The sequence below is a fragment of the Actinomadura hibisca NBRC 15177 genome (assembly GCF_001552635.1).
GTDB lineage: Bacteria > Actinomycetota > Actinomycetes > Streptosporangiales > Streptosporangiaceae > Spirillospora > Spirillospora hibisca.
Genome location: NZ_BCRO01000080.1, coordinates 13,313 through 37,764 on the forward strand (window position 1 = coordinate 13,313; position 24,452 = coordinate 37,764).

The window sequence follows — 24,452 nt, forward strand, 5'->3', positions numbered from 1 at the left end:
ATACTGGCACTGATGTTCGCCCCCCGGAGCCCAGGAGTCCCCATGCCAGACTTTCCGTCCCAGAACGCTCTGAGCAGGCGCGACGCACTGCGCACGCTCGTCGGCGGCGCGCTGGCCGTCGGCGCGCTCGTCGCGGGGATCGCCGGGACCGCCCGTCCCGCCGCCGCGCGTGTTGCCCGCGCCGCCGAGACGGCGCTGCGCAAGGTCGGCCTGCCGTTCCTGTGGCCGTCCAAGAGCGTGTACGGCCTCGCGGCCGCCGCGCCCGACAGCGTGTGGTTCGTCGGCGTGCAGGGCGAGCTGACCGTGCCCGGCCCCATCCCCGGCACCGGCAAGACCGTCGGCGGCAGCCCCGTCATCCGGCGCTGGGACGGCCGGGGCTGGAAGGAGCACCCCATCCGCAACTGGTCCGGCAACGGCGGTCTCCACTCGGTCGCCGCGCCGTCCCCGGCGGACGTGTGGGTCGCCGGGCTCGTCCGCGGCGACCAGGACACCGTCAGGCCCTACCTGGCGCGCTTCACCGGCAGCGCCTTCGAGCCCGTCGCGCCGCCGCCCGGCCTCACCCTGTGGATCGCCCGGTATCCGCAGCTCAAGGCCACGCCCGCCGGGCTGTTCCTCAACGGCGGCACCGACCGGGCCCACCACCTGTACCGCTGGGCGGGCACCGGCTGGACCGCCTATCCCGACAGCGGCCTGCACCAGGTGCGGGTCTTCGACGCGCGCACGCCCGGCGACGTGTGGATGATCGGCGAGTTGGAGGGCGGCTACGGCAGGCCCGCCGCGCGCCACTGGGACGGCACGGCCTGGGGGGAGGTCCCGCTGCCGCCGCTCACCTACGAGGTCGGCCTGCCCGGCGACGTCCTCGCCATCGCCGCCGACGACGTGTGGGTCACTGGGAGCGACGAGGAGTTCGGGTCCGGCAACGCGCGCACCGCGCTGCTGTGGCACTGGGACGGCCGGGCCTGGAGCAAGGCGTCGGTGCCGTCGGGGGCCGAGGTGCCCGACGGGTTCCACCGCGACCCGGACGGCTCGTTCTGGGGGCACCGCATCGACCCCGCCGCACCCGGCCGTCTGGTCGTCCTGCGCTACGACGGGTCGGCGTGGCGGCCCACCGGCACGACGCTGGTCGCTCCGGACAACCTGCGCCTGTCCGGACCGGTGCGGGTGCCGGGGACCGGGCGGTTCTGGACGCAGGCGGGCGACGGCACCACGATCCTCACCGACCAGCCGTGACGGGGCCGGGCCGCGAACCGGGCCGTGGCCAGGGCCGCGACCTGGAGCGTGACCCAGACCGCGCCCGGACCGCGTTCTGAACTGCGCCCCGGGCCGTGACCCGGGCGCGGCCGCATCGTGTCCGGACCGCGACACTCGGCGCGGAACGGTGATATCGGACACACCGTCCAACCGCCATGCGGACCATCATGAGCGTCAAGACCGTGATGTGCGCGCTGCTCGCCCTGCTGCTGGCCGCCTTCGTGGCGGCGTGCAGCGGAGGGAGCAGCGACCACGGCGCGTCCTCGGCCATCCGGGCGGCCCCCGAGCGAGCGGCCCCCGCCGCCAGGAGCCCAGGTGACACCGCGGACACCGCCAAGAACCGCGCCGGGACCCGGAACCAGCCCGCCGCCCTCGCCCGTTCGGTCGTCTACAGCGCCCAGCTGCGCGTGCGCAGCAAGGACGTGGACGCCTCGGCGTCCCAGGCCAAGCAGATGGCCCTGGACGCGGGCGGCTACGTCGAGAACGAGACCTCCCAGAGCAACCCGCCGAGCTCGACCGTCGCCCTGAAGATCCCCTCGGCCAAGTACGCGGCGGTGCTGGGCGAGCTGTCCTCGCGGCTCGGCACCAAGCTGGCGCTGCAACAGCGGGCCGAGGACGTCACCGGCGAGGTCGCCGACGTGAACAGCCGCGTGAAGTCGGCCCAGGACACCCTCGCCTCGATCCGCAAGCTGCTGAACCGCACCGGCTCCATCGAGGAGATCCTCAAGCTGGAGGAGGAGCTGTCGAACCGCCAGGCGGACCTGGAGTCGTTGCAGGCGCGGCAGAAGTCGCTGCGCGAGCGCACCGACTACGCCACCGTGACCGTCACGCTGGTGCCGCCGCCGACCCCGCCCGCCAAGCCCGCGGCCAAGGAGCGCAGCGGGTTCGCCGACGGCCTGGGCAGCGGCTGGAACGCCTTCACCGCCACGGCCGCCGTCGTCGCGACCGTGTTCGGCTGGTTGTTGCCGTTCCTGGTCGTGATCGCCGCGCTCGGCCTGCCGGTGCTGGCCGTGCGGCACCGGCTGCGCGACCGTTTCCGCGCCGGTCAGGACGGCCCGGAGAACGCGCCCGAGCCCGTCACCGCAGGCGAGGAGACCGGGCCGAAGGCTCCCTGAACGGCCCGCGCCGTCCCGGGGCCGTCACCAGCCCCGGGACGGCCCCGGGTCAACGCCCGGCGGCGGAGGTCTCGTGCACGAAGTCGGTCAGCCGCGCCAGCACGTCCGGATTCGTGGACGGCAGCACGCCGTGTCCCAGGTTGAAGACGTGGCCCTCGGCGGTGCGGCCCCGGTCCAGGACGTCGCGCGCCCGCCGCTCCACGACCTCCCACGGCGCGAACAGGAGCGCCGGGTCCAGGTTGCCCTGGAGCGCCTTGCCCGGCGGGACGCGGTGCACCGCCTCGTCCAGCGGCACCCGCCAGTCGACGCCGACCACGTCCGCGCCCGCCTCGCCCATCAGGCCCAGCAGCTCGCCGGTGCCGACGCCGAAGTGGATGCGCGGCACGCCCAGCCCCTCCAGCTCGCGGAAGATCCGGCTGGTGAAGGGCAGCACCGACTCGCGGTAGTCCTGCGGGGCCACCGCCCCGACCCAGGAGTCGAACAGCTGCACCGCGCTCGCCCCGGCGGCGATCTGCACCTTCAGGAACGCGAGGGTGATGTCGGCGAGCCGGTCCATCAGGCGGGCCCACAACTCGGGCCGCCCGTACATCATCGCCTTGGTGTGGTCGTGGTTCTTGGACGGGCCGCCCTCGATCAGGTACGACGCCAGCGTGAACGGCGCCCCCGCGAAGCCGATCAGCGGCGTCGCGCCCAGCTCGCCCACCAGGCCGCCGACCGCCTCGGTCACGTACGCGACGTCGTCGGGCGTCAGCGGGCGCAGCACGTTCAGCCCGGCCGCGTCCCGGATCGGGTCGGCGATCACCGGGCCGACGCCCGGCTTGATGTCCAGATCGACGCCGATCGCCTTGAGCGGCACCATGATGTCGCTGAAGAAGATCGCCGCGTCCACGCCGTATCGGCGCACCGGCTGCATCGTGATCTCCACGATGAGGTCGGGGCGCGCGCACGCCTCCAGCATCGCCACGCCCTCGCGCACCCGCAGGTACTCGGGCAGGGAGCGGCCGGCCTGGCGCATGTACCACACGGGGGTGTGCGGCACCGGCAGGCGGCGGCACGCGCGCAGGAACGCGCTCTCGTCAAGACCAGGGTGAACAGCCACGGCACGATCGTCCCACGGCTCGCCCGGACCGGCGCACCGGCCCGCCGGAACGCGCCCCAGACGTCCGGTGGCGGCCACCGCCCGCGCCGTGGAGAGTTCCCGACTTCCGGACACGCCGAGCGAAGTCCCGCATTCTGTCACCCGCTCATGCGAACGTGATCCGTGTCATAGCGAGGGAGGTCCCCCGGTGCACTGCTCCGCCTGCGACGGCGAACGTGCCTTCGAACAGCCGCCCTGCCCCGACGGGCACGGCGCCGACTGCCCCGAGCGCGTCTGCGTGGACTGCGGCTCGGCGGTCCTGGTCGGCGAGCCGCCGTCCGCCTCCCACTCCCCCGCGTCCGGCCGGACCACCGCCCAGCGGACCTCCGCCTGACCGGCCCGGCCCCCGAGACGAAACCTGTGCCGTGCCTGCATCTCCGCCCCTGCCCCCTGTCGCCGTCCCCACCGCGTCCCCGCACCGCGCCCCGGCGCCGCCGGCCGGTGCCCCGGTGAACCCGCCGCCGTTCCAGCGGGCCCTGGACACCCTGCGCGCCATCCTCGACGGCCCGCCGCTGCGCCCCGAGCTGGAGCTTGAGGACATGCCCGCCCCGCAGCGCCTGGCGCCCTACTCGGCGGCGCTGTCGGCCAGCGTGTACCGGGGCGACGGCCCCGACGACGCCGAGGTGGCCACCGGGCGGCTGATCGTCCTGTACGACCCCGCGGGCCGCCCGGCCTGGGGCGGCGAGTTCCGGATCGTGGCCTACGTCCGCGCCGACCTGGAGCCGGAGATCGCCGCCGACGAGCTGATCGGGTCGGTGGCCTGGAGCTGGCTGCTGGAGGCGCTGGAGCCCGCCGGGTACGCGGGCGAGTCCGGGACGATCACCCGCGCGGTGTCGGAGGGCTTCGGCGACAAGCGCGACGAGCCGTCCACCACCGAGCTGGAACTGCGCGCCTCCTGGTCCCCCACCGGCGCCGATCCGTCCGCCGGGATCGCCGCGCACGTGGCCGCCTGGTGCGAGGTCATGTGCACCACGGCGGGGCTGCCGCCCGCCGGCGTCGCCGCCCTGCCCGACCGCCCCGGCGGCGCGGGCCGCTGAGCGACGTACGGTAGGGGGCGTGGGTAGCACAACGTCCGAGACCGAGGCGGCCGGGGAGAACACGCAGACCGTGGAAGTGTCCGATACACGGGCGGAGCGCCCGGAGGGAGCGGCCGGAGCCGCGCCGGGTCCCGCCGGCCCCGCCGAGCAGCCCCTGCCCGAACGTCCCCTGCCCGAGCAGAGTCCGGGCGTGCCGCCCGCCGGCGGCCCCGTCGAGGGCCCGGCGGAAGGCCCGGCGGCGCAGCCCCTGCTGGAACCCGGCGAGGGCGTCCCGCCGGTGATCACCACCGCCGCGGAGCTGGCCGGCGTCATCGCCGCGTTCGCGGCGGGCACCGGCCCGGTCGCGGTGGACGCCGAGCGCGCCTCCGGCTACCGGTACGGCCAGCGCGCCTACCTGATCCAGCTGCGCCGCGCGGGCGCCGGGACGGCGCTGATCGACCCGATCGCGCTGCCCGACCTGTCGGGCCTGGACGCGGCGCTCGCCGACGCCGAGATGGTGCTGCACGCCGCCAACCAGGACCTCGCCTGCCTCGCCGAGGTGGGGCTGGTGCCGCGGCGGCTGTTCGACACCGAGCTGGCCGGGCGGCTGCTCGGCTATCCGCGCGTCGGGCTGGGCTCGATGGTGGAGAACGTGCTCGGGTTCGTGCTGGAGAAGGGCCACTCGGCCGCCGACTGGTCCACCCGGCCGCTGCCGGAGGACTGGCTGAAGTACGCGGCGCTGGACGTCGAGCTGCTGGTCGAGCTGCGCGACGCGCTCCAGGAGATGTTGCGCGAGACCGGCAAGCTGGAATGGGCGCTGGAGGAGTTCGCGGCGATCCTGGCGACGCCCCCCAAACCGCCGCGCACCGACCCGTGGCGGCGCACCTCCGGCATCCACCGCGTCCGCAACCGGCGCGCGCTGGCGATCGTCCGCGAGGTGTGGGAGGCGCGCGACCACATCGCGCAGGAGCGCGACCTGTCGCCGGGCCGGGTCCTGCAGGACGCCGCGATCGTCGAGCTGGCGTTGAAGGCCCCCAAGACGCCCGCCGAGTTGCAGGCGCTGCCGACCATGCGGGGCCGGGGCGCGCGCCGTCACCAGACGGCGTGGTTGCGCGCGGTGTCGCGGGCGCGGGCACTGCCCGAGCGCGCGCTGCCGGAGGCCGGGTTGCCCGGCGACGGGCCGCCGCCCCCGCACCGCTGGGCCGAGCGCGACCCGGCCGCCGCCGAGCGCCTCAAGGCGGCCCGCGCGGTGGTGACGGGCCTGGCCGAGAAGCACGGCCTGCCCACCGAGAACCTGATGCAGCCGGACGCGGTCCGGCGGCTGGCGTGGACGCCGCCCGAGACGGTGTCGGCGGCGTCGGTGGGCGCGGCGCTGCGCGGGCTGGGGGCGCGCCCCTGGCAGGTGGAGCTGGTGGCGACGCCGGTGGCGCAGGCGTTCCTGCGGCTGGAGACCGAGGCCGTGCCGGAGACCGGGGCCGGGGACGCGCCGGAGGACTGAGGCCGGACGCGCCGGAGGACCGAGGGTCCGCCGCCTCCTCTTGCGGGGGCGGCGACCGGCCCGCACAGTGGATGAGGTTAGCCTTACCTCATCCCAACGCGCCGACCCCGCGGCGCGCCGTCCCCGGAGGAGCCGCGCGATGCTACTGGGCAACTACCTCATCGGCCTGCGGGAGGGGCTGGAGGCCGCCCTCGTCGTCAGCATCCTCATCGCCTACCTGGTCAAGACGGGCAACCGCCGCGCGCTGGTCCCGGTGTGGTCGGGCATCGGCATCGCGGTGGCGCTGAGCGTGGCGTTCGGCGTCGCGCTGAGCGCCGCGTCCTCGGAGATGCAGTTCAAGACGCAGGAGCTGTTCGGCGGCATCCTGTCGATCGTCGCGGTGGGCCTGGTCACCTGGATGGTGTTCTGGATGCGCGGCGCGGCCCAGTCGATCAAGGCCGAGCTGGAAGGCAAGCTGGAGGGCGCGCTGAGCATGGGCCCGGTGGCGCTGACGCTGGTGGCGTTCCTGGCCGTGGGCCGGGAGGGCCTGGAGACCGCGCTGTTCCTGTGGACCAACATCAGCAACTCCACGGGCGGCTCGGCGCAGCCCATCACCGGCGCGCTGCTGGGCATCGCCACCGCGATCGTGCTGGGCTACCTGCTGTACCGGGGCGGCCTGAAGCTGAACCTCAAGCGCTTCTTCACCTGGACGGGCGCGGCGCTGATCGTGGTCGCGGCCGGGGTGTTCGGCTACGGCTTCCACGACCTCCAGGAGGCGGCGGTGCTGCCCGGCCTGAACGCGGTGGCGCTGACCCCGGCGGAGTTCTTCGACCAGTTCGGCCGGACCGGGCAGTGGCTCCAGACCGTCTTCCAGGGCGTGCTGAACGTGACCCCGCGCATCACCTGGCTCCAGCTCACCATGTGGGTGTTGTACCTGGTGCCGGTGATGGCGCTGTTCCTGCGCACCGGCGGCGGCCCGGCCCGGCCGCGCCCGGCGGGCAAGACCGAGCCCGCCACGCCCTGACCCGCACGCCCTGGCCTACAGGTCGGGCAGCGGGTCGCGGGGCAGGCTGTCGCGGTCGAAGACCTCGGCGTCGGCGGCGTTGAGGACCGGGACGTACTCGTCGTCCACCTCGAAGAACGCCCCGGCGAACTCGAACGACGCGCCCGACCCGGTCTCCACCGGCCCGATCCGGGTGCCGCGCGGGTAGCTGCCCCACACGCTCTTGGGGCGGCTGCGGCTGAGCGAGCCGGTGGACAACACCGAGATCTGGGCGTCGGTGACCACGAACAGGAACCCCGAACCGCCGCCCTGGGCCATCGCGGGGAAGATGTAGCGGATCTCGTCATCGATCCCGAGGAACTCGCGACAGCGGTCGCGCACCGGGCGTGGTACCGGCATGGCCGCGGGAACACCTCCCCGGTTTCGGACGACTTAGGGCGAATTCAATCATGCCCTGAGGCGCCAGAACGTGGCCAGGGCCACACTCGGCAGAGCGCGGACCCCACGGCCACCGGCCCGGCTCTTCACACCGGCCTCTCCGCCGAGGCGTGCGCCTCGGACGAAGCCGCGTCAGGGCTTGCGGTGCCAGGCGCTGTAGCCGATGATCCACGCGTCGAGGGTGCCGGGGCACTCGAAGGCGCCGCCGTCGCGCAGGTGGAGGTTCATGTACCCGCCGTTGGTGATGGCGCAGTGGGTCACGTGCCGGGGCCCCGGGAAGCGCGCGCTCCCCCACTCCACGCACTCGACGTCGTAGAGCCCCAGCGGGTTGCGTATCCGGATGGCGCCGACGTACCTCGGGTCCTCGCACATGCGGGCCGCCGCCCGCCATCCGGCCTCGGCGGACGGGGCCGCCGTGCTGATGCGCACTCCGTCGGCCGAGGCGGACGGCAGCCAGGCGGCGGCGAGCGCGGTCGCCAGCGCGCCCACGAGGGCGGCGCGGGACAGGGTCGTGGGTGTCATTTCGTCGCTCCGTTCCAGGTCAGGTGGTACGGACTCCACCGTCGCCCCGCCGCGCGGGAACGGGCAATCACCTGGCAGGGACACGCCAGTCCTTGAAGGGACAACCAGCGCGTGCCCGCGCTACCGCCGGACGCCCAGGGTCACGCCGAAGCCGTCCTTCGCGCCTTCGAGGGGGCGGCTGATGCGGGCCGTCTCCACGCAGACGAACCCGGTGTGGCCTTCGTCGGGCACGTCGGCCATGGTGCGGGACAGTTCCGGGCCCGGGTTCCAGGCGACCGCGTCGCCCGCGTCGCGGTGGCGCACCTCGATGACGCGGTCCAGCACCGGGTCGTGGATCAGGCTGGTGTCGGCGGGCCGGGTGTAGACGCGGTCGATGCGGCCGGGGAAGGTCAGGTCGCCGTCCTGCTCGCCCTCGGTGTCGAGCACCTTGTCGAAGTAGTGGTCGCCCAGGCCGGAGACTGTGACCCCGTCGGCCGCGCCGACAGTGAAGTAGGAGTGCAGCGCGCCGGTGCTGGTGTGGTCGGCTTCGGCTTCCAGGTCGATCTCGCACTGGCGGCCCAGCTTGAAGCGGGCCGTCAGGGTGAAGTCGTGCGGCCACAGTTCGCGGGTCTGCGGGCTGCTCGCCAGGCTGAGGGTCAGAAAGGCCGCGTCTTCGTCCTCGTGGTGCGCGTCGAGCGTCCAGGCGGAGGTCCGGGCGAAGCCGTGGGACGGGCTGCCCGCCCCGCCGAACCACGGCCAGCAGATGGGCACGCCGCCGCGCACGGCCTTCCCTTCGCGGAATGCGGAGAGCCCGCTCAGCCACAGGACGGGCCGCTCACCGGCAGGCTGCCAGGCGATGAGCTGGGCTCCCTGCAAGGTGACGGCCGCGCGCGCCTGCGGGTGCTCGACCACGACCAGCGGCAGGTCGCCGAGGCGGCGCAGGCTGATGGACGGGGTCGGCCGGTCGATGACGGGGAGGGCGAAGACGTCTTCGGTCATCGGACGATTCTCCGCGCCCGGGTGCCGTCCCGTCCAACCCAGCGTGCGGGCAAGTGCCAACGTGGGAGCGGTTCCGTTGGCGAGCTCTGCCGAAGTTCCGGCGGGGCGGAGCCGGTCCGGCGCGCGAGCTGGGGTGGTTCGCCGGGGTCGCGGGGGCGAGGGTTGCCGCGAGCGGGAGCGCCGGTTACGGTGCTCTCAAATTTATAGGAAACCTTACTAATAGTTTCCTGACGCGACCGTCTCGGGGTTCGGGGAGTACCGCAGGTCCGCCCACCGTGCCACTGGAGTGACATTGCGCAGCCGCTTCGTCCTCGCCGTCCTCACCCTCCTCGCCGCGCTACTCGTCCCGACCGCCGCCCACGCCGACGCCGCCCCGACCGCGACGTTCGCCAAGACCGCCGACTGGGGCTCGGGCTGGGAGGGCAGGTTCACCCTCACCAACGGAACCGGCACGGCGGTCAACGGCTGGCGGGTCGAGTTCGACCTCCCGGCCGGGACCGCCCTGGGCTCGTCCTGGGACGCCCAGCTCACCTCCGCCCCGCCCCACTACACCTTCCGCAACCAGGGCTACAACGCCTCGATCCCGCCCGGCGGATCGGTCACGTTCGGCTTCCTGGGGAACGGCCCCGGCAGCCCGCAGAACTGCACCCTCAACGGCGCGGCCTGCACAGGTAGCGGTGGCCCCGGCGGACCCGGCACCCCCGGAACGCCCACCGTCACCGGCCGCACCGCCTCCTCCCTGACGCTGTCGTGGACGGCCGCCAGCGGCACCCCCGACGGCTACCGCGTCTACGAAGGCTCGACGCTCAAGGCCACGGTGACCGGCACCACCGCCACCCTGTCCGGCCTCGCGGAGTGCTCGACCCACACCTACACCGTCCGCGCCTACGGAGCCGCCGGTGAGTCGCCCGCCAGCACGGCCGTCACCGGCACCACCTCCGGATGCGCGACCGGACCGCTGCCCGCGCACTTCCTGACCGGCTACTGGCACAACTTCGAGAACGCCGCCCGCGAGCTCAGGCTCTCCGAGGTGCCCGCCGAGTACGACCTGATCGCCGTCTCGTTCGGCGAGGCCACCACCCGCGCGGGCGAGGTCGTCTTCCGGGTGGACCCCGGCCTGTCCACCGCCCTGGGCGGCTACACCGACGCGCAGTTCAAGGCGGACGTGGCGGCGGCGAAGGCCAAGGGGAAGAAGGTCATCCTGTCGGTCGGCGGCGAGAAGGGCGCGGTCCGCGTCGCCGACGCCGCCGCCGCGACGGCCTTCGCCGACAGCGTGCACGGGCTGATGACCCAGTACGGCTTCGACGGCGTCGACATCGACCTGGAGAACGGCCTCAACCCCACCTACATGGAGCAGGCGCTGCGGCAACTTCGGAGCAAGACCGGCGCCGACCTCATCATCACCATGGCGCCGCAGACCATCGACATGCAGTCCACCGGCGGGTCCTACTTCCAGCTCGCGCTGAAGATCAAGGACATCCTCACCGTCGTGCACATGCAGTACTACAACTCCGGCGCGATGCTCGGCTGCGACCAGAAGGTGTACGGGCAGGGCACCGTCGACTTCATGACGGCGCTGGCCTGCATCCAGCTGGAGAACGGCCTGCGCCCCGACCAGGTGGCGCTCGGCCTGCCCGCCGGGCCGGGCGCGGCGGGCGGCGGCGTCGTCTCCCCCGCCCTGGTCAACAACGCCCTGGACTGCCTGGCCAAGGGCACCTCGTGCGGCTCCTTCAAGCCGCCGCGCACCTACCCCGGCCTGCGCGGGGCGATGACCTGGTCGATCAACTGGGACGTCACCAACGGCGGCGGGTTCGCCCGCACCGTCCGCCCGCACCTGAACACGCTCCCCTAGGCCGCTACCTCGGCGTGTAGATCACGCCGAGCCTGTCGACCCGCCCGGCGGCACGGCCGTGGAAACCGGTGATCTGCCAGCCGGGCGGGGCGGCGTGGACGGTCGTCGCGGCGGTGGGGACGCCGCCCGACAACGTCCGGCCCTTGCTGGTGCGGAACTCGGCGTAGGAGACGTAGGTCTGGCCGAAGAGCCGGGCGGTGTCCAGGCGGAGGCGGGTGAGGTACTCGCCGTCGGCCAGGTCGAGCGCCCGCGCCGTGCCGCCTGTGCCGCCGTGGGTGAGGGACGTACCGTCCGCCAGGCGCAGGCCGACCTGGTCCAGCCAACCGGCGGCCCGCAGGCTCACCTGACGCACGGGACGGCCCGCGGCCTCGACGTCGGTGAACGGCGTGCCGTGCGGGCCGCCCGCCTGGTCGCTCAGCCGCAGGTCAGGGGCGAGCGACCAGGCGAAGGCGGCCGCGATCGGGTAGTGGTCGGACAACATCTTCCCGTCGGCCGTCCGGAAACGGTCGTTGGCGTTGGCGTAGCCGGTCAGGCTGAGGCGCAGGTGCCGGTTACCCCGGAAGAGGATCTTGTCGACGACCTCGCAGCGGTCGGTGACGTCCGCGTCGTCGCAGACCAGGGCCGGATCGCCCGGCGCGGGCGGCGTCCCGCCACGGACCCGAGTCACCCAGGCGTCAGCGAGGCCCGTGGCGGCGACCAGGTCGCGGATGGTGTCTCCGGCGCGGGTGTAGCGGGTGTTGGTGTCGCCCATCACGAGCACGGCGTTGCCCGCCGAGTTGGCCTTGATGTAGGCGGTGAGCTGGGCGAGGTTGGCGCGGCGGGCGGCGAGGTCGGCCTGCGTGGTCCCGGCGTTGGCGTGCAGGTTGTAGAGGTCGAGGTGGACGCCTTCGGCGAGGCGGAGGCGCTTGTGGGTGAAGCCCTTCGGCGTCAGGCAGTCGGTTCCGTTGCACGCCTTCCACTTCACCCGGGCGAGGTCACCGTAGGGGCGGTCGGACATGGTGTTGAGCCCGCTGCCGAACGGGACGCCGCCGCTGGTGGGCGTCCGGTAGGGGTGGGCGTCGGTGGCGTACAGGTCGGCGTGGTAGTTGAAGTCCTCCTGGACGTTCACCACCTCGTAGGCGTTGACCCGTTCGCCGATCGGCCGGGTGTTGTGCTCGGGATCTCCGCTGGACAACCAGGCGGGCAGCCCCGCCACGTTGTAGGTCAGGACCGACAGGGTCCCGCCGGGCGCGGCGGCCTGCGCCGCGCCGGGGACCACCGCCAGGGATCCGGTGAGAACCGCTGCCGCCAGTGCTCGCATGGGCTTCCCTCCGTGTGGCCTCTGATCAATGTCCACCGGAAGGCGGGCCGGGGGAAGGCCCGGCCGCGCCCGCCGTCCGCCGCTCGCGGATCGACGGGTCATCAGTTGCGAGTCGGGTGATAACGACGCCTGCGGAACTCGTCGGTGGATGAGCGGACCCGCGGATGGGCAATCGCCATAATCCGTTCGATGTCCAGCTATCCACCGCACCCCGAGGACGCTCGGTTGGCCGAGGCGCTGCGGAACCGGCAGGCCGGGGCCGTGGGGCACGTCTACAACGTCCACGGGCCTGAGCTGTTCGCCTACGCGCACGTGTTGCTCGGGGAGCGGCAACCGGCCGTGGACGCCGTGCGGGCGGCGTTGCTCGGCGCGCGGGAGAAGGGGTCGGGGGTACCGCCGCCCGAGCGGTTGCGGGAGTGGCTGCACTCGCTGGTCCGGGACGAGTGCCTGAACCGGATCGTCGGGGTTCCCTCGTCGCCGGTCGCGCCCGTGCAGACCGTGCCCGCCGCGCCGACCGCCGCTGAGATCGCCTTGGCCGAGGACGTGCTCGCCGCCACACGGTCCTTCGAGGGCGCGGCGGCGGAGGACGCGGCTGAGGGCGCGCCCACCCGCAAGCCTCAGGCGTCGCCGCCCGGGACGCCGCCACCCCGGACGCTGTCTCCGCTGAGCGGGCAGCGGCGGGTCTGGATCCTGGGCGGGGTGCTGGTGGTCGCGGGGGTCGCGCTGTCGGCCGGGCTGCTGCTCCTGCCGGATTCGAGTGGGCCGCCGCCCCGGGGCGCGATGGAAGCGCCCGAGGCCGTCGCAGAGGAGCCGACGGCGGAGCCTTCGATCTCCCCTACTCCCTCCGCCACGCCCTCTCCCTCGCCGTCCGCCTCGCCGAAGAAGACCGAGAAGCCCGAGGCCCGCGAGCCGAAGAAGAAGCGCCGCGCTCCCGCCGGAAAGGGACGGCTCGCGGTCGCGGATTCGGAGTGCCGGGGCGTCGGGCTCGCCGCGCTGCCCCGCACCTGCCGCGTCCGGCTCGTGGCCCGGGGCGGGGCCGTCCGCTGGTCGGTGGCGTCGGTGAACTCCGAGGTCGGCAGGGTCAGCGCCCGGGGCGGCGGCACGCTCGGCGCGGGCGAGTCCACGACCGTGACGGTGACCGTCTGGCCGACCATCCGGTGCTACGTGCGCGGCGCGGGGTCGGGCACGGTCGGGTTCGCGCCGGGCGGCGCGGCGCGCGTCTCCTACACCTGCCTGCGCCGCTGAGCAACGGGCTTGTCCGCGCCTAACGTCCCGCCGGTCAGGCTGGCGGGCACTCGGCCGGGCCGGGTCCGGGGTGAGGACCAGTCACGCCAGCGGTTCGGGCAGTGGGCTCGGCCGGTTTCGGCCCGATGTGAGGGCCGGTCACGCCAGCGGCTCGGGCAGCGGCGGTTCGGCCGGTTCCGGACGCGGCCATGCCACGCGGCCCTCCGGCTGCGCGGTCTGGCGTGGGGTCGCCGCCAGCCAGCGGTGCACCACCTTCCCCGTCGCGTTCCGCGGCAGTTCGGCGATGAAGTGCACGTCGCGCGGCACCGCGTACCGCGCGATCCGCGCGTGCACGTGCGCCCGCACCACGTCCGCGTCCAGCCGCGCGCCGGGGCGCGCCACGATGTACGCCGCCAGCCGCTGGCCCCACTCCGGGTCCGGCACCCCCACCACGGCCACCTCCGCCACGCCCGGCAGGCCCAGCAGCGCGTCCTCCACCTCGCGCGGCACCACGTTCTCGCCGCCCGAGATCACCATGCCGTCCTTGCGGCCGTCCACGAACAGCAGGCCCCGGTGGTCGATGTGGCCGAGGTCGCCGGTGGCCAGCAGGCCGTCGCGCACCGCCATCGGCTCGCCGCCGGTGTAGCCCTCGAACAGCAGCTCGTTGGCGGCGTGGATCTCGCCCATGGTGGAGCGCCCGGCGGGGCGGCCGTCCGCGCCCATGATCACCAGGGAGGTGTTGCGCGGCGGGCGGCCCGCGGTGCCCGGGTCGGTGCGCAGCTCGCGCGGGGTCGCGATCGACACCCATGACGCCTCGGTCGAGCCGTAGACGTTGTAGAGCCGGTCGCCGAACGTGTCCATGAACCGCGTGGCCAGGTCGCCGGGCAGCGCCGCGCCGCTGACGGCCACCACCCGCAGCCCGGACGTGTCGTGCGCCGCGCGGACCTGTTCGGGCAGGTCCAGCACGCGCTGGAGCATCACCGGCACCGCGAAGACCGTCGCGTCGCGGCAGGCGGCGACCGAGCGCAACGTCTGCTCGGGGTCGAAGCGGCGGCGCAGCACCACCGGCGCGCGCAGGGCCCAGGCCATCTGGAGCGCGGCGTAGCCCCAGGTGTGGAACAGCGGCGCCTCGATGATCATCGTCTGCCGGGTGCGCAGCGGGATGCGCGACACCATCGACGCCAGCGGCCACAGGCCCGGCCGGGGCGGGCGGCGGGCGCCCTTGGGGCGGCCGCCGGTGCCGGAGCTGAGCACGATGGTGCGGCTCTGGACCTGCGGCGGGTCGAGCGCGGCGGCCGGGGTCGCCGCGACGATCTCGCCGATGGTGCGGCCGGGGGCACCGGGGCCCGGCGGCCGGTCGGCCCACACCACCACGCGGCGCAGCGCGACCGGGGCCTCGGCCAGCAGCGGCGCGAACTCGGCGTCGGCCACCAGCAGGTCCATGCGCAGCTCGCCCAGCACCGCGCGCACCTGGCCCGCGCCGAAGCCGGTGTTCAGCAGGACGACCTCCACGCCGCGCTTGCCGCAGGCCACCATCGTCTCGACCATGCCGCGGTGGTTGCGGCACAACACCCCGACGCGGGGGCGCGGCCCGGCCAGCGGCAGCCCGGCGGCCAGGCGCGTGGTGCGCTCGTCCAGCTCGCCGAAGGTGACCGGGCCGTCCTCGTCGCGCAGCGCGAGGCGGCCGGGGTCGCGGGCGGCGGCCGACACCACGATGCCGGCCAGCGTGGTGCCCCAGCGGCGCAGCTCGCCGAAGTGGCGGCCCACCCGCAGCGGCGCGCCGGAGAACACCAGGCCGGTGCGCAGCAGCAGGAGGGTCAGGTCGCGTACGTGTCCCAGTCGCCTCCGCAGTCCCGGGCGGTAGACGGGTCGCGCGTGCACCACCGTGACCTCCTCCGGTGATTTGGGGTCACGTTACCCACGGGTTCGGAAGGGGACAAGGGCCCGCTCCCGGCGGCCGGCGCGTCAGTGGTTACTGACGAGTAGCATATGGGGTTACCAGCAAGTAGCATCGCTGCCACCAGACCATCCCCGAGCAGGGAGGACGATCCGTGCCTCGCACCGCACGCGACGTCGTGTTCGTCGACGGCGTCCGCACGCCGTTCGGCAAGGCGGGCCCCAAGGGCCTGTACGCCGAGACCCGCGCCGACGACATGGTCGTCCGCGCCATCCGCGAGCTGATCCGCCGCAACCCGTCGCTGCCGCCCGAGCGGGTCGACGAGGTCGCGATCGCCGCCACCACCCAGACCGGCGACCAGGGCCTGACCATCGGCCGCAGCGCCGCGGTGCTGGCGGGGCTGCCCAAGAGCGTGCCCGGCTACGCGATCGACCGCATGTGCGCGGGTGCGATGACCGCCGTGACCACCTCCGGCGCGGGCATCTCGTTCGGCTCCTACGACGTGGTCATCGCGGGCGGCGTGGAGCACATGGGCCGCCACCCGATGGGCGAGGGCGTCGACCCCAACCCGCGCTTCCTGGCCGACAAGCTGGTGGACCCGACCGCGCTGGTCATGGGCTCGACGGCGGAGAACCTGCACGACCGGTTCCCGCAGATCACCAAGGAGCGCGCCGACGCCTACGCCGTGCGCTCCCAGGAGAAGGTCGCCGCCGCCTACGCCGCCGGGAAGATCCAGCCGGACCTGGTGCCGACCGCGATCCGCTCGGCCGACAAGGGCTGGGGCCTGGCCACCGAGGACGAGCCGCCGCGCCCCGGCACCACCCTGGAGTCGCTGGCCGCGCTGAAGACCCCGTTCCGCGTGGCGGGCAACGTCACCGCCGGGAACGCCGCGGGCCTGAACGACGGCGCGACCGCCTGCCTGCTGGCCGCCGAGGACGTGGCCGCCGAGCTGGGCCTCACCCCGAAGATGCGGCTGGTCGACTTCGCCTTCGCGGGCGTCGAGCCGGAGGTCATGGGCGTCGGCCCGGTCCCGGCCACCGAGAAGTTGCTGGCCCGCAACTCCCTCACCATGGACGACATCGGCCTCATCGAGATCAACGAGGCGTTCGCGGTGCAGGTGCTGGCCTTCCTGGAGCACTTCAAGATCGCCGACGACGACGCCCGGGTGAACCCGTGGGGCGGCGCGATCGCGCTCGGCCACCCGCTGGCCTCCTCCGGCGTGCGCCTGATGAACCAGCTCGCGCGGCTGTTCGAGGAGCGCACCGACGTCCGCTACGGCCTGACCACCATGTGCGTCGGCATGGGCATGGGCGGGACCGTGCTCTGGGAGAACGTGAACTGGGAGGGCGCCAAGTGAGCGACATCAAGAGCATCTTCGCCGACGAAATCGTCACGCACGCCCTCGTACGCGATGTCCGGCTCCCCTACGGCGCGGGCACGCTCGCGCTGATCACGCTGGACAACGGCTTCGACCACACCAAGCCGAACACCTTCGGCCCCAACGGCCTCACCGAGCTGAACGAGGCCCTGGACGCCGTCGCCGCCCGCGACGACATCGTGGCCGTCGGCGTGACCGGCAAGCCGTTCATCTTCGCCGTCGGCGCCGACCTCAAGGGCGTGCCGCTGATCGCCGACCGCGACGACGCGCTGGCGATCGGCAAGCTCGGCCACGACGTGTTCCGCCGCCTCGGCGAGCTGAACGTCCCCTCCTTCGCCTACGTCAACGGCGCGGCGATGGGCGGCGGCGTCGAGATCGGCCTGCACTGCACCTACCGGACCATCTCCGCCGGGGTCCCGGCGCTGGCGCTGCCCGAGGCGTTCCTCGGCCTGGTGCCCGGCTGGGGCGGCACCTACCTGCTGCCGAACCTGATAGGCGCGGAGAAGGCCCTCAAGGTCGTCATCGAGAACCCGCTCGCGCAGAACCGCATGCTCAAGGGCAGGGCGGCGTACGAGCTGGGCATCGCCGACGCGATCTTCGACTCGGCCGACTTCCTGGAGGAGTCGCTCGCCTGGACCGCCCGCATCCTCAAGGGCGAGATCGAGGTCAAGCGCCCCGCCGTCGACAAGGGCAAGGCCTGGGACGACGCGGTCAACATGGCCCGCTGGACCATCGACGGCAAGCTGCACGGCGCGGCCCCGTCCTACGTCCGCGCGCTCGACCTGGTCGCCGCCGCCAAGGACCGCTCGCGCGACGAGGGCTTCGCCGCCGAGGACGAGGCGCTGGCCGACCTCATCCTGAGCGACGAGCTGCGCGCCGGGCTGTACGCCTTCGACCTCACCCAGAAGCGCGCCAAGCGCCCGGCCGGCGCGCCGGACAAGGCGCTGGCCCGCAAGGTCACCAAGGTCGGCGTCGTGGGCGCGGGCCTGATGGCCTCGCAGCTCGCGCTGCTGTTCGCGCGCCGCCTGGAGGTCCCGGTCGTGCTGACCGATCTGGACCAGGAGCGCCTGGACAAGGGCGTCGGCTACGCGCACGGCGAGATCGACAAGCTGCTGGGCAAGGGCCGGATCTCGGGCGACAAGGCCAACCGGCTCAAGGCGCTGATCAGCGGCTCGCTGACCAAGGACGCCTTCGCCGACGCGGACTTCGTCATCGAGGCCGTCTTCGAGGAGATGTCGGTCAAGCAGAAGGTGTTCGCCGAGGTCGAGGAGCACGTCTCGGCCGAGTGCATCCTGGCGACCAACACCTCCTCGCTGTCGGTGAGCGAGATGGCGTCCAAGCTCAGGCACCCCGAGCGCGTGGTGGGCTTCCACTTCTTCAACCCGGTCGCGGTGCTGCCGCTGCTGGAGATCGTCCGGGGCGAGCAGACCGACGACGCCGCGCTGGCCACCGCCTTCCAGGTGGGCAAGCAGCTCAAGAAGTCGTGCGTGCTGGTCAAGGACGCCCCGGCGTTCGTCGCCAACCGCATCCTGCTGCGCCTGATGGCCGAGATCATCCAGACGGTGGACGAGGGCACCCCGATCGAGGTGGCCGAGCGCGCCGCCGCGCCGCTGGGCCTGCCGATGCCGCCGTTCGTGCTGATGGGCCTGGTCGGCCCGGCGATCGCGCTGCACGTCAACGAGACGCTGCACCGCGCCTTCCCCGAGCGTTTCCCGCTGTCGGACAAGTTCGCCAAGTTCGTGGCCGCGGGCAAGTCCGGCGTGTACCTGCCGGACTTCACCGTGGACCCCGAGGCCGCCCGGATCTTCTCCGGCGGCACCAGCCCCTCCACCGAGGAGCAGGTGCTGGAGCGGGCGCTGACCGCGCTGGCCGAGGAGATCCAGATCATGCTGGACGAGGGCGTGGTCGCGGCCGCGCAGGACATCGACCTGTGCATGATCCTGGGCGCGGGCTGGCCGTTCCACCTGGGCGGCATCACCCCGTACCTGGACCGCAGCGGCGTCGCCGAGAAGGTGAACGGCAAGCGGTTCCTGGAGCCGGGCGTGGCGTCCCTGGCGCAGTAGCCGCCCTGAACGTCCGCGCGGGGACCCGGTAGCCCACCCATCGGGCTCGCGCGGCACCAACTCCGGCTCCGGCCGCGTGTGCGAGAAGAGGCGTCCCGACGATTCGGGACGCCTCTTTTCGTGCATTTCACCCGATCCCGCCCAGCCCCGCGTTTCGCGCCGCCACCTGCGGAGATCACACCTGGACCATGTACGACCGTCCCGCCCGAGGAGCGACGAGGTGAACCTGTTCCGGACCAAGTCGGTCGAGCAGTCGATCCGTGACACCGAGGAACCCGAGCACCGGCTGCGGCGCGACCTGTCGGCGCTCGACCTGGTGGTGTTCGGTGTCGGCGTGATCATCGGGACGGGCATCTTCGTGCTCACCGGGCAGGTCGCCAAGGACAAGGCCGGACCGGCGGTGGCGATCTCGTTCGTGCTGGCCGCCGTCGTGTGCGGCCTGGCGGCGCTGTGCTACGCCGAGTTCTCCTCCACCGTCCCGGTGGCGGGCTCGGCCTACACCTTCTCCTACGCCACCCTCGGCGAGTTCCCCGCGTGGATCATCGGCTGGGACCTGATCCTGGAACTGGCGCTGGGCGCGGCGGTGGTGTCGGTCGGCTGGTCGGGCTACTTCGCGTCGCTGCTGGACAGCGCGGGGCTGAAACTGCCCGCCGCGATAGCCAACCCGCCCGGCGAGGACGGCGGGACGGTGAACGTCCCGGCCATCCTGCTGGTGCTGGCCGTCACCGCGCTGCTGGTGGTCGGCATCAAGATCTCCTCGCGGGTCAACGCGGTGGTCGTCACCATCAAGGTCGCGGTGGTGCTGCTGGTCATCGTGGCCGGGCTGTTCTTCGTCAAGGGCGCGAACTACACCCCGTTCATCCCCGAGCCCGAGCCCAACCCGTCGGTGGAGGGCGCGGCGGCCCCGCTGATGCAGGTGCTGTTCGGCATCACGCCGGTCAGCTACGGCTGGCTCGGCATCTTCGCCGCCGTCGCCATCGTCTTCTTCGCCTACATCGGCTTCGACATCGTCGCGACCGCCGCCGAAGAGGCCCGCCGCCCGCAGCGCGACCTGCCCATCGGCCTGATCGGCTCGCTGGTCATCACCGCGATCCTGTACGCGGCGGTGTCACTGGTCGTGGTCGGGATGCAGAACTACACCCAGCTCAGCGAGGCGGCCCCGCTGGCCGACGCGTTCAAGGCGGTCGGCCATCCGGCGTTCGCGACGATCATCAGCATCGGCGCGGTCGCGGGCCTCACCACCGTCGTGCTGATCCTGCTGCTGGGCCAGAGCCGGGTGTTCTTCGCGATGAGCCGCGACGGGCTGCTGCCCGGGTGGTTGTCGGCGGTGCACCCGCGCTTCGGCACCCCCTACCGCAGCACGATCCTGATGGGCACGATCGTGGCGGTGCTGGCCGGGTTCATCCCGCTGGCCAAGCTCGCCGAGCTGGTCAACATCGGGACGCTGTTCGCGTTCCTGGTGGTGTCGATCGGCGTGCTGGTGCTGCGCCGCACCCGCCCCGACCTGCCGCGCGCCTTCCGCACCCCGCTGGTGCCGGTGGTGCCGGTCCTGTCGGTGCTGGCCTGCCTGTTCGTGATGCTGAACCTGCCGGTGGAGACCTGGTACCGGTTCCTGGCCTGGATGGTGATCGGCGCGGTGATCTACTTCCTCTACGGCACCCGGCACAGCCGTCTGGGCGCCCGCCAGGCGCTGTCCGGCGCCGCCGGAGGCGAAGGCCCGCGCGCGCCGAAGGGCTGAGCGCCGGCCATGCCCGGTGACGCCGGTCACAGTGTCCTTTTCGTGGTTCGGTGTGCACAATGGCGCGCATGACAGCCCCTGTGCGCGTCGCGGTCGTCGGCTCGGGCCCCGCGGGCCTGTACGCCGCCGAGGCCCTGGTCAAGCAGGCCGGCGGAGAGGTCCGGGCGGACGTCTTCGACCGGCTGCCCACCCCCTACGGACTGGTGCGGTACGGGGTGGCCCCCGACCACCCCTCCATCAAATCCATCGCCCGCTACCTGCAGAAGGTGCTGGAGCACCCCGCCGTCCGCTTCTTCGGGGGCGTCGAACTGGGCCGGGACCTCACCCGCGAACAGCTGCTGGACTGCTACGACGCGGTGATCTACTCCACCGGCGCGATGGTGGACCGGCAGCTGGGCGTGCCCGGCGAGGACCTGCCCGGCAGCGTCGCGGCCACCGACTTCGTCAACTGGTACTGCGGGCACCCCGACGCCGCCGACCACACGTTCGACCTGTCGGCCGAGGAGGTCGCGGTCATCGGCGTCGGCAACGTCGCGGTGGACGTGGTGCGCGTCCTCGCCAAGACGCCCGAGGACCTGCGCCACACCGACGTGCCCGAGCACGTCCTGGAGGCGCTCGGCCGCAGCCGCGTGCGGCGCATCCACATGGTCGGGCGGCGCGGGCCCGCGCAGGCCAAGTTCACGACCAAGGAGCTGCGCGAGCTGGGCGCGCTCGACAACGCGAGCGTCCACGTGCGGCCCGGCGACATGGAGCTGGACCCCGCCAGCGCCGCGCTCGCCGAGAGCGACCGGCACGTGCGCGGCAACGTCAAGGTGATGGCGGACTGGACGGCCGGGGAGGTCGCGGGCAAGCCGCGCCGCATCGACGTGCGGTTCTGGCGCGCGCCCGTGGAGATCCTCGGCACCGACCGCGTCGAGGGCCTGAAGCTGGAGCACACCCGCCTGGACGAGACCGGCCGCGTCACCGGCACCGGCGAGTACGAGACGTTGCCGGTGGGCCTGGTGCTGCGTTCGGTGGGCTACCAGAGCGTGCCGCTGGCGGGCGTGCCGTTCGACGAGCGCGCGCACGTGGTGCCCAACGACGGCGGCCGCGTCCTGGGCCCCGACGGGACGCCCCTGCCCCGCGAGTACGTGGCGGGCTGGATCAAGCGCGGCCCGACCGGGGTGGTCGGCACCAACAAGTCCGACGCCGCCGAGACCGTCCGGAACCTGCTGGCCGATCTGGCGGCGCGGCCACCCGGCGTCGGACGGCCCGAGCACACGGTGGAGGAGGTGCTGGAGGCGGGCTGCCTGCCGGTGGTGACCTACGCCGACTGGCTCAACCTGGACGCCGCCGAGATCGCGCTGGCCCGCTCCCTGAGCCGGGGCGAACGCGTGAAGCTCGCCCGCTGGGACGCGATGCGCCAGGCGTGCCGTCCGGAGCGCTAGCCCCGCCCGGACCGGTACAGACCGACGAAAGGTCGGCGTTTCGCCGCGTCGCCTTCCGAATCGCCTGACCTTCCGGGCCTATCCCGGCAAACGGCCGGCGCGTCCCGGGCCACCGCGCCGGAACCTGTGACGCGAGCGTGACCGGAGCGCTACGGTGCGTACGTGACCGGTGGTCCAGAGCTGTACGGCTTCCCCCCGCCCGGGATGCTGCCCGACCTGAGGTGGCTCGGCCCGGACTACGTCTCCGTACTCGTCTACGACCTGACGCAGGGACTGCTGCGCCAGGACACGGGCACGCACGTCATGGGCGTGCGCTGCGAGGGCGAGCCGGAGTTGCAGGCGACGGTCGACCCGGCCGGGGTGATCCGCGCGCACGACGCGTGCTTCCCGCTCCAGGCGTTCGTCAAGGACGGCGCCGGGCGGCACTGGCGGCTGCGCGGGCGCTGGACCTACTCGGGCCGCGACCTCGGCACCCCGGCGGCCTCGATCACCCACTTCTGGCAACTGCTGTCGGCCGAGGACGTGTGACGGCCCCGGGACGGGCCCCCGCCGTGGGGCCGGACCGCGCGGCCCGGCCCCACGACCGGCGCGGGTCAGTCGACCGGCTGGCGTTCGGCGGCCGGGGCGGAGGTGCGGGCGGCCGCGGCGGTGATGTCGCGGGCCAGGTCCTGCGGGGTGAGCCCGAGGTCGGCCAGGATCTGGGCGCGCGAGGCGTGGTCGAGGAACTCCTGCTCGATGCCGTAGGTGCGCACCGGGACGTCCACGGCGTGGTCGCGCAGCAGCCGGGCGACCGCGTCGCCGACCGCGCCGGTGCGGCCGTTGTCCTCGGCGACCGCGACCAGGCTGTGCTGCTTGGCCAGCTCGACCAGGGCCGGGTCCAGCGGCTTGACCCAGCGCGGGTCCACCACGGTGACGCCGATGCCCTGGGCGGCGACCAGCTCGGCGGCCTGGATCGCGACGGTGGCCATCGACCCGGCGGCCACCAGCAGCACCCGGACGCCGTTGGAGCCGTCGTGGCGGGCCAGCACGTCCATGCCCCCGGCCTTGCCGATCGCCTCGACGTCGGCGATGGCCGGGCCCTTGGGGTAGCGGACGGCGGTGGGGCCGTCGGTGACGGCCACGCACTCGCGCAGCAGCTCGCGCAGCCGGGCCCCGTCGCGCGGCACCGCCAGGCGCAGGCCCGGGATCAGGCTGAGGATCGACAGGTCCCACATGCCGTTGTGGCTGGCGCCGTCGTCGCCGGTGACCCCGGCGCGGTCCAGGGCGAAGGTGACGGGCAGCCTGTGCAGCGCCACGTCCATCAGCACCTGGTCGAAGGCGCGGTTGAGGAAGGTGGCGTACAGCGCCACCACCGGGTGCAGGCCGCCCAGCGCGAGGCCCGCCGCGGAGGTGGCGGCGTGCTGCTCGGCGATGCCCACGTCGTAGATGCGCTCGGGGTAGGCCTCGGCGAACGGCGCGAGCCCGACCGGGTGCAACATCGCGGCGGTGATGGCGACCACGTCGGGGCGCTCGGCGCCGATCGCGACCATCTCCTGGCCGAACACCGACGTCCAGCTCGGGCCGCCGGACTTGGGCAGGGACTTGCCGGTGACGGGGTCGAACGCGCCCGCGCCGTGCATGCAGTCCTCGGTGTCGTTCTCGGCGGGCGCGTAGCCCTGGCCCTTGCGGGTGATCGCGTGCACGATCACCGGCTTGCCGAAGCCGCGGGCGCGGCGCAGCGCGTGCTCGACGGCCTCGGTGTCGTGGCCGTCGATGGGCCCGACGTACTTCATGCCGAGGTCCTCGAACATCGCCTGCGGCTGGAGGACGTCCTTCAGGCCCTTCTTGATGCCGTGCAGCGCCTCGTAGGCGAGGTTGCCGACGACCGGCGTGCGCGGCACCGTCTTCTTGATCAGGTCGAGGGCGTGCTCGTAGCCCTGGGTGACGCGCAGGTCGGCGAGGTGGCTGGCCAGCCCGCCGATGGTGGGCGAGTAGGAGCGGCCGTTGTCGTTGACGACGATGATGACCGGGCGGTCCTGGCCGCCGGCGATGTTGTTCAGCGCCTCCCAGCACATGCCGCCGGTGAGCGCGCCGTCGCCGACCACCGCGACGACCGAGCGGTCGTCCTCGCCGCGCACCTGGAACGCCTTGGCGAGGCCGTCGGCGTAGGACAGGGCGGTGGAGGCGTGCGAGTTCTCGATGACGTCGTGCTCGGACTCGGCCTGGCTCGGGTAGCCCGACAGGCCGCCGCGCCGCCGCAGCTCGCCGAAGTCCTGCCGGCCGGTGAGCACCTTATGCACGTACGCCTGGTGGCCGGTGTCGAAGAGGATCTTGTCGTGCGGCGAGTCGAAGACCCGGTGCAGGGCGAGGGTCAGCTCCACCGCGCCCAGGTTCGGCCCGAGGTGGCCGCCGGTCCTGGCGACCGCCGCCACCAGGAACTCGCGGATCTCGGCCGCCAGACGGGGCAGCTGCGTGGCGTCCAGTCGCTTGAGGTCCTCCGGACCCTTGATCGACTCAAGCAGGGTCACGCGCTTCAACTCCTCCATCGGGGGACACCTCGCCCCCGCTCGTCGGGCCGTTCCGAGTTTAGTCCCGGTTTGCCAGCGGCGTGCCGGACGCCGCAGGCTGCCACCCGACCGGCACAGTTACCCTGCGG

Annotated in this window: 20 protein-coding genes; 13 read left to right on the top strand and 7 right to left on the bottom strand. The window is 73.4% G+C overall.

Going from position 1 to position 24,452, the window contains the following annotated elements:
• The first annotated feature begins 42 nt into the window (after positions 1 to 42).
• On the top strand, positions 43 to 1,230 hold the full coding sequence (locus tag AH6_RS32205; protein ID WP_067487754.1) for a hypothetical protein: 1,188 nt from the start codon (positions 43 to 45) through the stop codon (positions 1,228 to 1,230).
• Between the two features lie 188 nt (positions 1,231 to 1,418).
• Complete coding sequence (locus AH6_RS32210; protein ID WP_169807951.1) at positions 1,419 to 2,366, top strand: DUF4349 domain-containing protein; 948 nt, start codon at positions 1,419 to 1,421, stop codon at positions 2,364 to 2,366.
• Positions 2,367 to 2,415: 49 nt separating this feature from the next.
• Here the strand turns inward: AH6_RS32210 and hemE are convergent, their stop codons facing one another.
• Positions 2,416 to 3,429 carry a uroporphyrinogen decarboxylase gene (gene hemE, locus AH6_RS32215; RefSeq protein WP_281180296.1) on the bottom strand — a complete coding sequence of 338 codons (1,014 nt, stop codon included), beginning with the start codon at positions 3,427 to 3,429 and terminating at the stop codon, positions 2,416 to 2,418.
• Positions 3,430 to 3,652: 223 nt separating this feature from the next.
• Between hemE and AH6_RS32220 the strand changes: the two genes are divergently transcribed.
• From AH6_RS32220 to efeU, 4 genes are all read left to right on the top strand, one after another.
• Complete coding sequence (locus AH6_RS32220; protein WP_067487760.1) at positions 3,653 to 3,838, top strand: hypothetical protein; 186 nt, start codon at positions 3,653 to 3,655, stop codon at positions 3,836 to 3,838.
• Between the two features lie 115 nt (positions 3,839 to 3,953).
• Positions 3,954 to 4,541 (top strand): DUF3000 domain-containing protein, encoded by a 588-nt coding sequence (locus AH6_RS32225; RefSeq protein WP_067487762.1) that lies wholly within the window; start codon positions 3,954 to 3,956, stop codon positions 4,539 to 4,541.
• A 190-nt stretch (positions 4,542 to 4,731) separates the two neighbouring features.
• A complete protein-coding gene (locus AH6_RS32230) occupies positions 4,732 to 6,018 on the top strand; it encodes a ribonuclease D (protein ID WP_067487831.1) in 1,287 nt (428 codons plus the stop codon).
• Positions 6,019 to 6,157: 139 nt separating this feature from the next.
• Entirely contained in the window at positions 6,158 to 7,021 is an 864-nt protein-coding gene (efeU, locus tag AH6_RS32235) for an iron uptake transporter permease EfeU (RefSeq protein WP_067487764.1), read from the top strand.
• A 15-nt stretch (positions 7,022 to 7,036) separates the two neighbouring features.
• On the opposite strand, the gene AH6_RS32240 is transcribed toward efeU, so the two are convergent.
• From AH6_RS32240 to AH6_RS32250, 3 genes are all read right to left on the bottom strand, one after another.
• Complete coding sequence (locus AH6_RS32240; protein WP_067487765.1) at positions 7,037 to 7,399, bottom strand: hypothetical protein; 363 nt, start codon at positions 7,397 to 7,399, stop codon at positions 7,037 to 7,039.
• Between the two features lie 171 nt (positions 7,400 to 7,570).
• The gene (locus AH6_RS32245) at positions 7,571 to 7,960 is read right to left on the bottom strand and encodes a hypothetical protein (protein ID WP_067487767.1); all 390 of its coding nucleotides are present in this window, start codon (positions 7,958 to 7,960) and stop codon (positions 7,571 to 7,573) included.
• 120 nt (positions 7,961 to 8,080) lie between these two features.
• Entirely contained in the window at positions 8,081 to 8,938 is an 858-nt protein-coding gene (locus AH6_RS32250; protein WP_067487769.1) for a D-hexose-6-phosphate mutarotase, read from the bottom strand.
• A 286-nt stretch (positions 8,939 to 9,224) separates the two neighbouring features.
• Here AH6_RS32250 and AH6_RS44315 point away from each other — a divergent pair, with 286 nt between their 5' ends.
• On the top strand, positions 9,225 to 10,790 hold the full coding sequence (locus AH6_RS44315) for a chitinase (protein ID WP_067487771.1): 1,566 nt from the start codon (positions 9,225 to 9,227) through the stop codon (positions 10,788 to 10,790).
• A gap of 4 nt (positions 10,791 to 10,794) precedes the next feature.
• Here AH6_RS44315 and AH6_RS32260 read toward each other — a convergent pair whose 3' ends face one another.
• Positions 10,795 to 12,090, bottom strand: coding sequence for a jacalin-like lectin (locus AH6_RS32260; RefSeq protein ID WP_067487774.1), 1,296 nt, complete (start codon positions 12,088 to 12,090; stop codon positions 10,795 to 10,797).
• A 189-nt stretch (positions 12,091 to 12,279) separates the two neighbouring features.
• Here AH6_RS32260 and AH6_RS32265 point away from each other — a divergent pair, with 189 nt between their 5' ends.
• On the top strand, positions 12,280 to 13,335 hold the full coding sequence (locus AH6_RS32265) for an RNA polymerase sigma factor (RefSeq protein ID WP_157431858.1): 1,056 nt from the start codon (positions 12,280 to 12,282) through the stop codon (positions 13,333 to 13,335).
• 138 nt (positions 13,336 to 13,473) lie between these two features.
• Here the strand turns inward: AH6_RS32265 and AH6_RS32270 are convergent, their stop codons facing one another.
• Complete coding sequence (locus AH6_RS32270) at positions 13,474 to 15,198, bottom strand: AMP-binding protein (protein WP_067487778.1); 1,725 nt, start codon at positions 15,196 to 15,198, stop codon at positions 13,474 to 13,476.
• Between the two features lie 167 nt (positions 15,199 to 15,365).
• Between AH6_RS32270 and AH6_RS32275 the strand changes: the two genes are divergently transcribed.
• The 5 genes from AH6_RS32275 to AH6_RS32295 all read left to right on the top strand — a co-directional run bounded on the left by AH6_RS32275 (position 15,366) and on the right by AH6_RS32295 (position 22,345).
• On the top strand, positions 15,366 to 16,568 hold the full coding sequence (locus tag AH6_RS32275; protein WP_067487780.1) for a thiolase family protein: 1,203 nt from the start codon (positions 15,366 to 15,368) through the stop codon (positions 16,566 to 16,568).
• Positions 16,565 to 18,652: a 3-hydroxyacyl-CoA dehydrogenase NAD-binding domain-containing protein gene (locus tag AH6_RS32280; protein ID WP_067487782.1), complete on the top strand. Its 2,088-nt coding sequence runs from the start codon at positions 16,565 to 16,567 to the stop codon at positions 18,650 to 18,652. Before AH6_RS32275 ends, AH6_RS32280 begins: the two co-directional genes overlap by 4 nt.
• Before the next feature lie 220 nt (positions 18,653 to 18,872).
• On the top strand, positions 18,873 to 20,390 hold the full coding sequence (locus AH6_RS32285) for an amino acid permease (protein ID WP_067487784.1): 1,518 nt from the start codon (positions 18,873 to 18,875) through the stop codon (positions 20,388 to 20,390).
• A 68-nt stretch (positions 20,391 to 20,458) separates the two neighbouring features.
• The gene (locus AH6_RS32290) at positions 20,459 to 21,817 is read left to right on the top strand and encodes an FAD-dependent oxidoreductase (RefSeq protein ID WP_067487833.1); all 1,359 of its coding nucleotides are present in this window, start codon (positions 20,459 to 20,461) and stop codon (positions 21,815 to 21,817) included.
• A 162-nt stretch (positions 21,818 to 21,979) separates the two neighbouring features.
• Complete coding sequence (locus AH6_RS32295; RefSeq protein WP_067487786.1) at positions 21,980 to 22,345, top strand: hypothetical protein; 366 nt, start codon at positions 21,980 to 21,982, stop codon at positions 22,343 to 22,345.
• Between the two features lie 65 nt (positions 22,346 to 22,410).
• On the opposite strand, the gene dxs is transcribed toward AH6_RS32295, so the two are convergent.
• Positions 22,411 to 24,324 (bottom strand): 1-deoxy-D-xylulose-5-phosphate synthase, encoded by a 1,914-nt coding sequence (dxs, locus tag AH6_RS32300; RefSeq protein WP_067487835.1) that lies wholly within the window; start codon positions 24,322 to 24,324, stop codon positions 22,411 to 22,413.
• Positions 24,325 to 24,452 lie beyond the last annotated feature (128 nt).

Bases quoted from the DNA above. Each gene is read 5' to 3' on its own strand.
- AH6_RS32205 (WP_067487754.1), top strand. From the start codon at position 43: ATGCCAGACTTTCCGTCCCAGAACGCTCTGAGCAGGCGCGACGCACTG.
- AH6_RS32210 (WP_169807951.1), top strand. From the start codon at position 1,419: ATGAGCGTCAAGACCGTGATGTGCGCGCTGCTCGCCCTGCTGCTGGCC.
- efeU (WP_067487764.1), top strand. From the start codon at position 6,158: ATGCTACTGGGCAACTACCTCATCGGCCTGCGGGAGGGGCTGGAGGCC.
- AH6_RS32240 (WP_067487765.1), bottom strand. From the start codon at position 7,399: ATGCCGGTACCACGCCCGGTGCGCGACCGCTGTCGCGAGTTCCTCGGG.
- AH6_RS32245 (WP_067487767.1), bottom strand. From the start codon at position 7,960: ATGACACCCACGACCCTGTCCCGCGCCGCCCTCGTGGGCGCGCTGGCG.
- AH6_RS32250 (WP_067487769.1), bottom strand. From the start codon at position 8,938: ATGACCGAAGACGTCTTCGCCCTCCCCGTCATCGACCGGCCGACCCCG.
- AH6_RS32260 (WP_067487774.1), bottom strand. From the start codon at position 12,090: ATGCGAGCACTGGCGGCAGCGGTTCTCACCGGATCCCTGGCGGTGGTC.
- AH6_RS32265 (WP_157431858.1), top strand. From the start codon at position 12,280: ATGTCCAGCTATCCACCGCACCCCGAGGACGCTCGGTTGGCCGAGGCG.
- AH6_RS32290 (WP_067487833.1), top strand. From the start codon at position 20,459: ATGACAGCCCCTGTGCGCGTCGCGGTCGTCGGCTCGGGCCCCGCGGGC.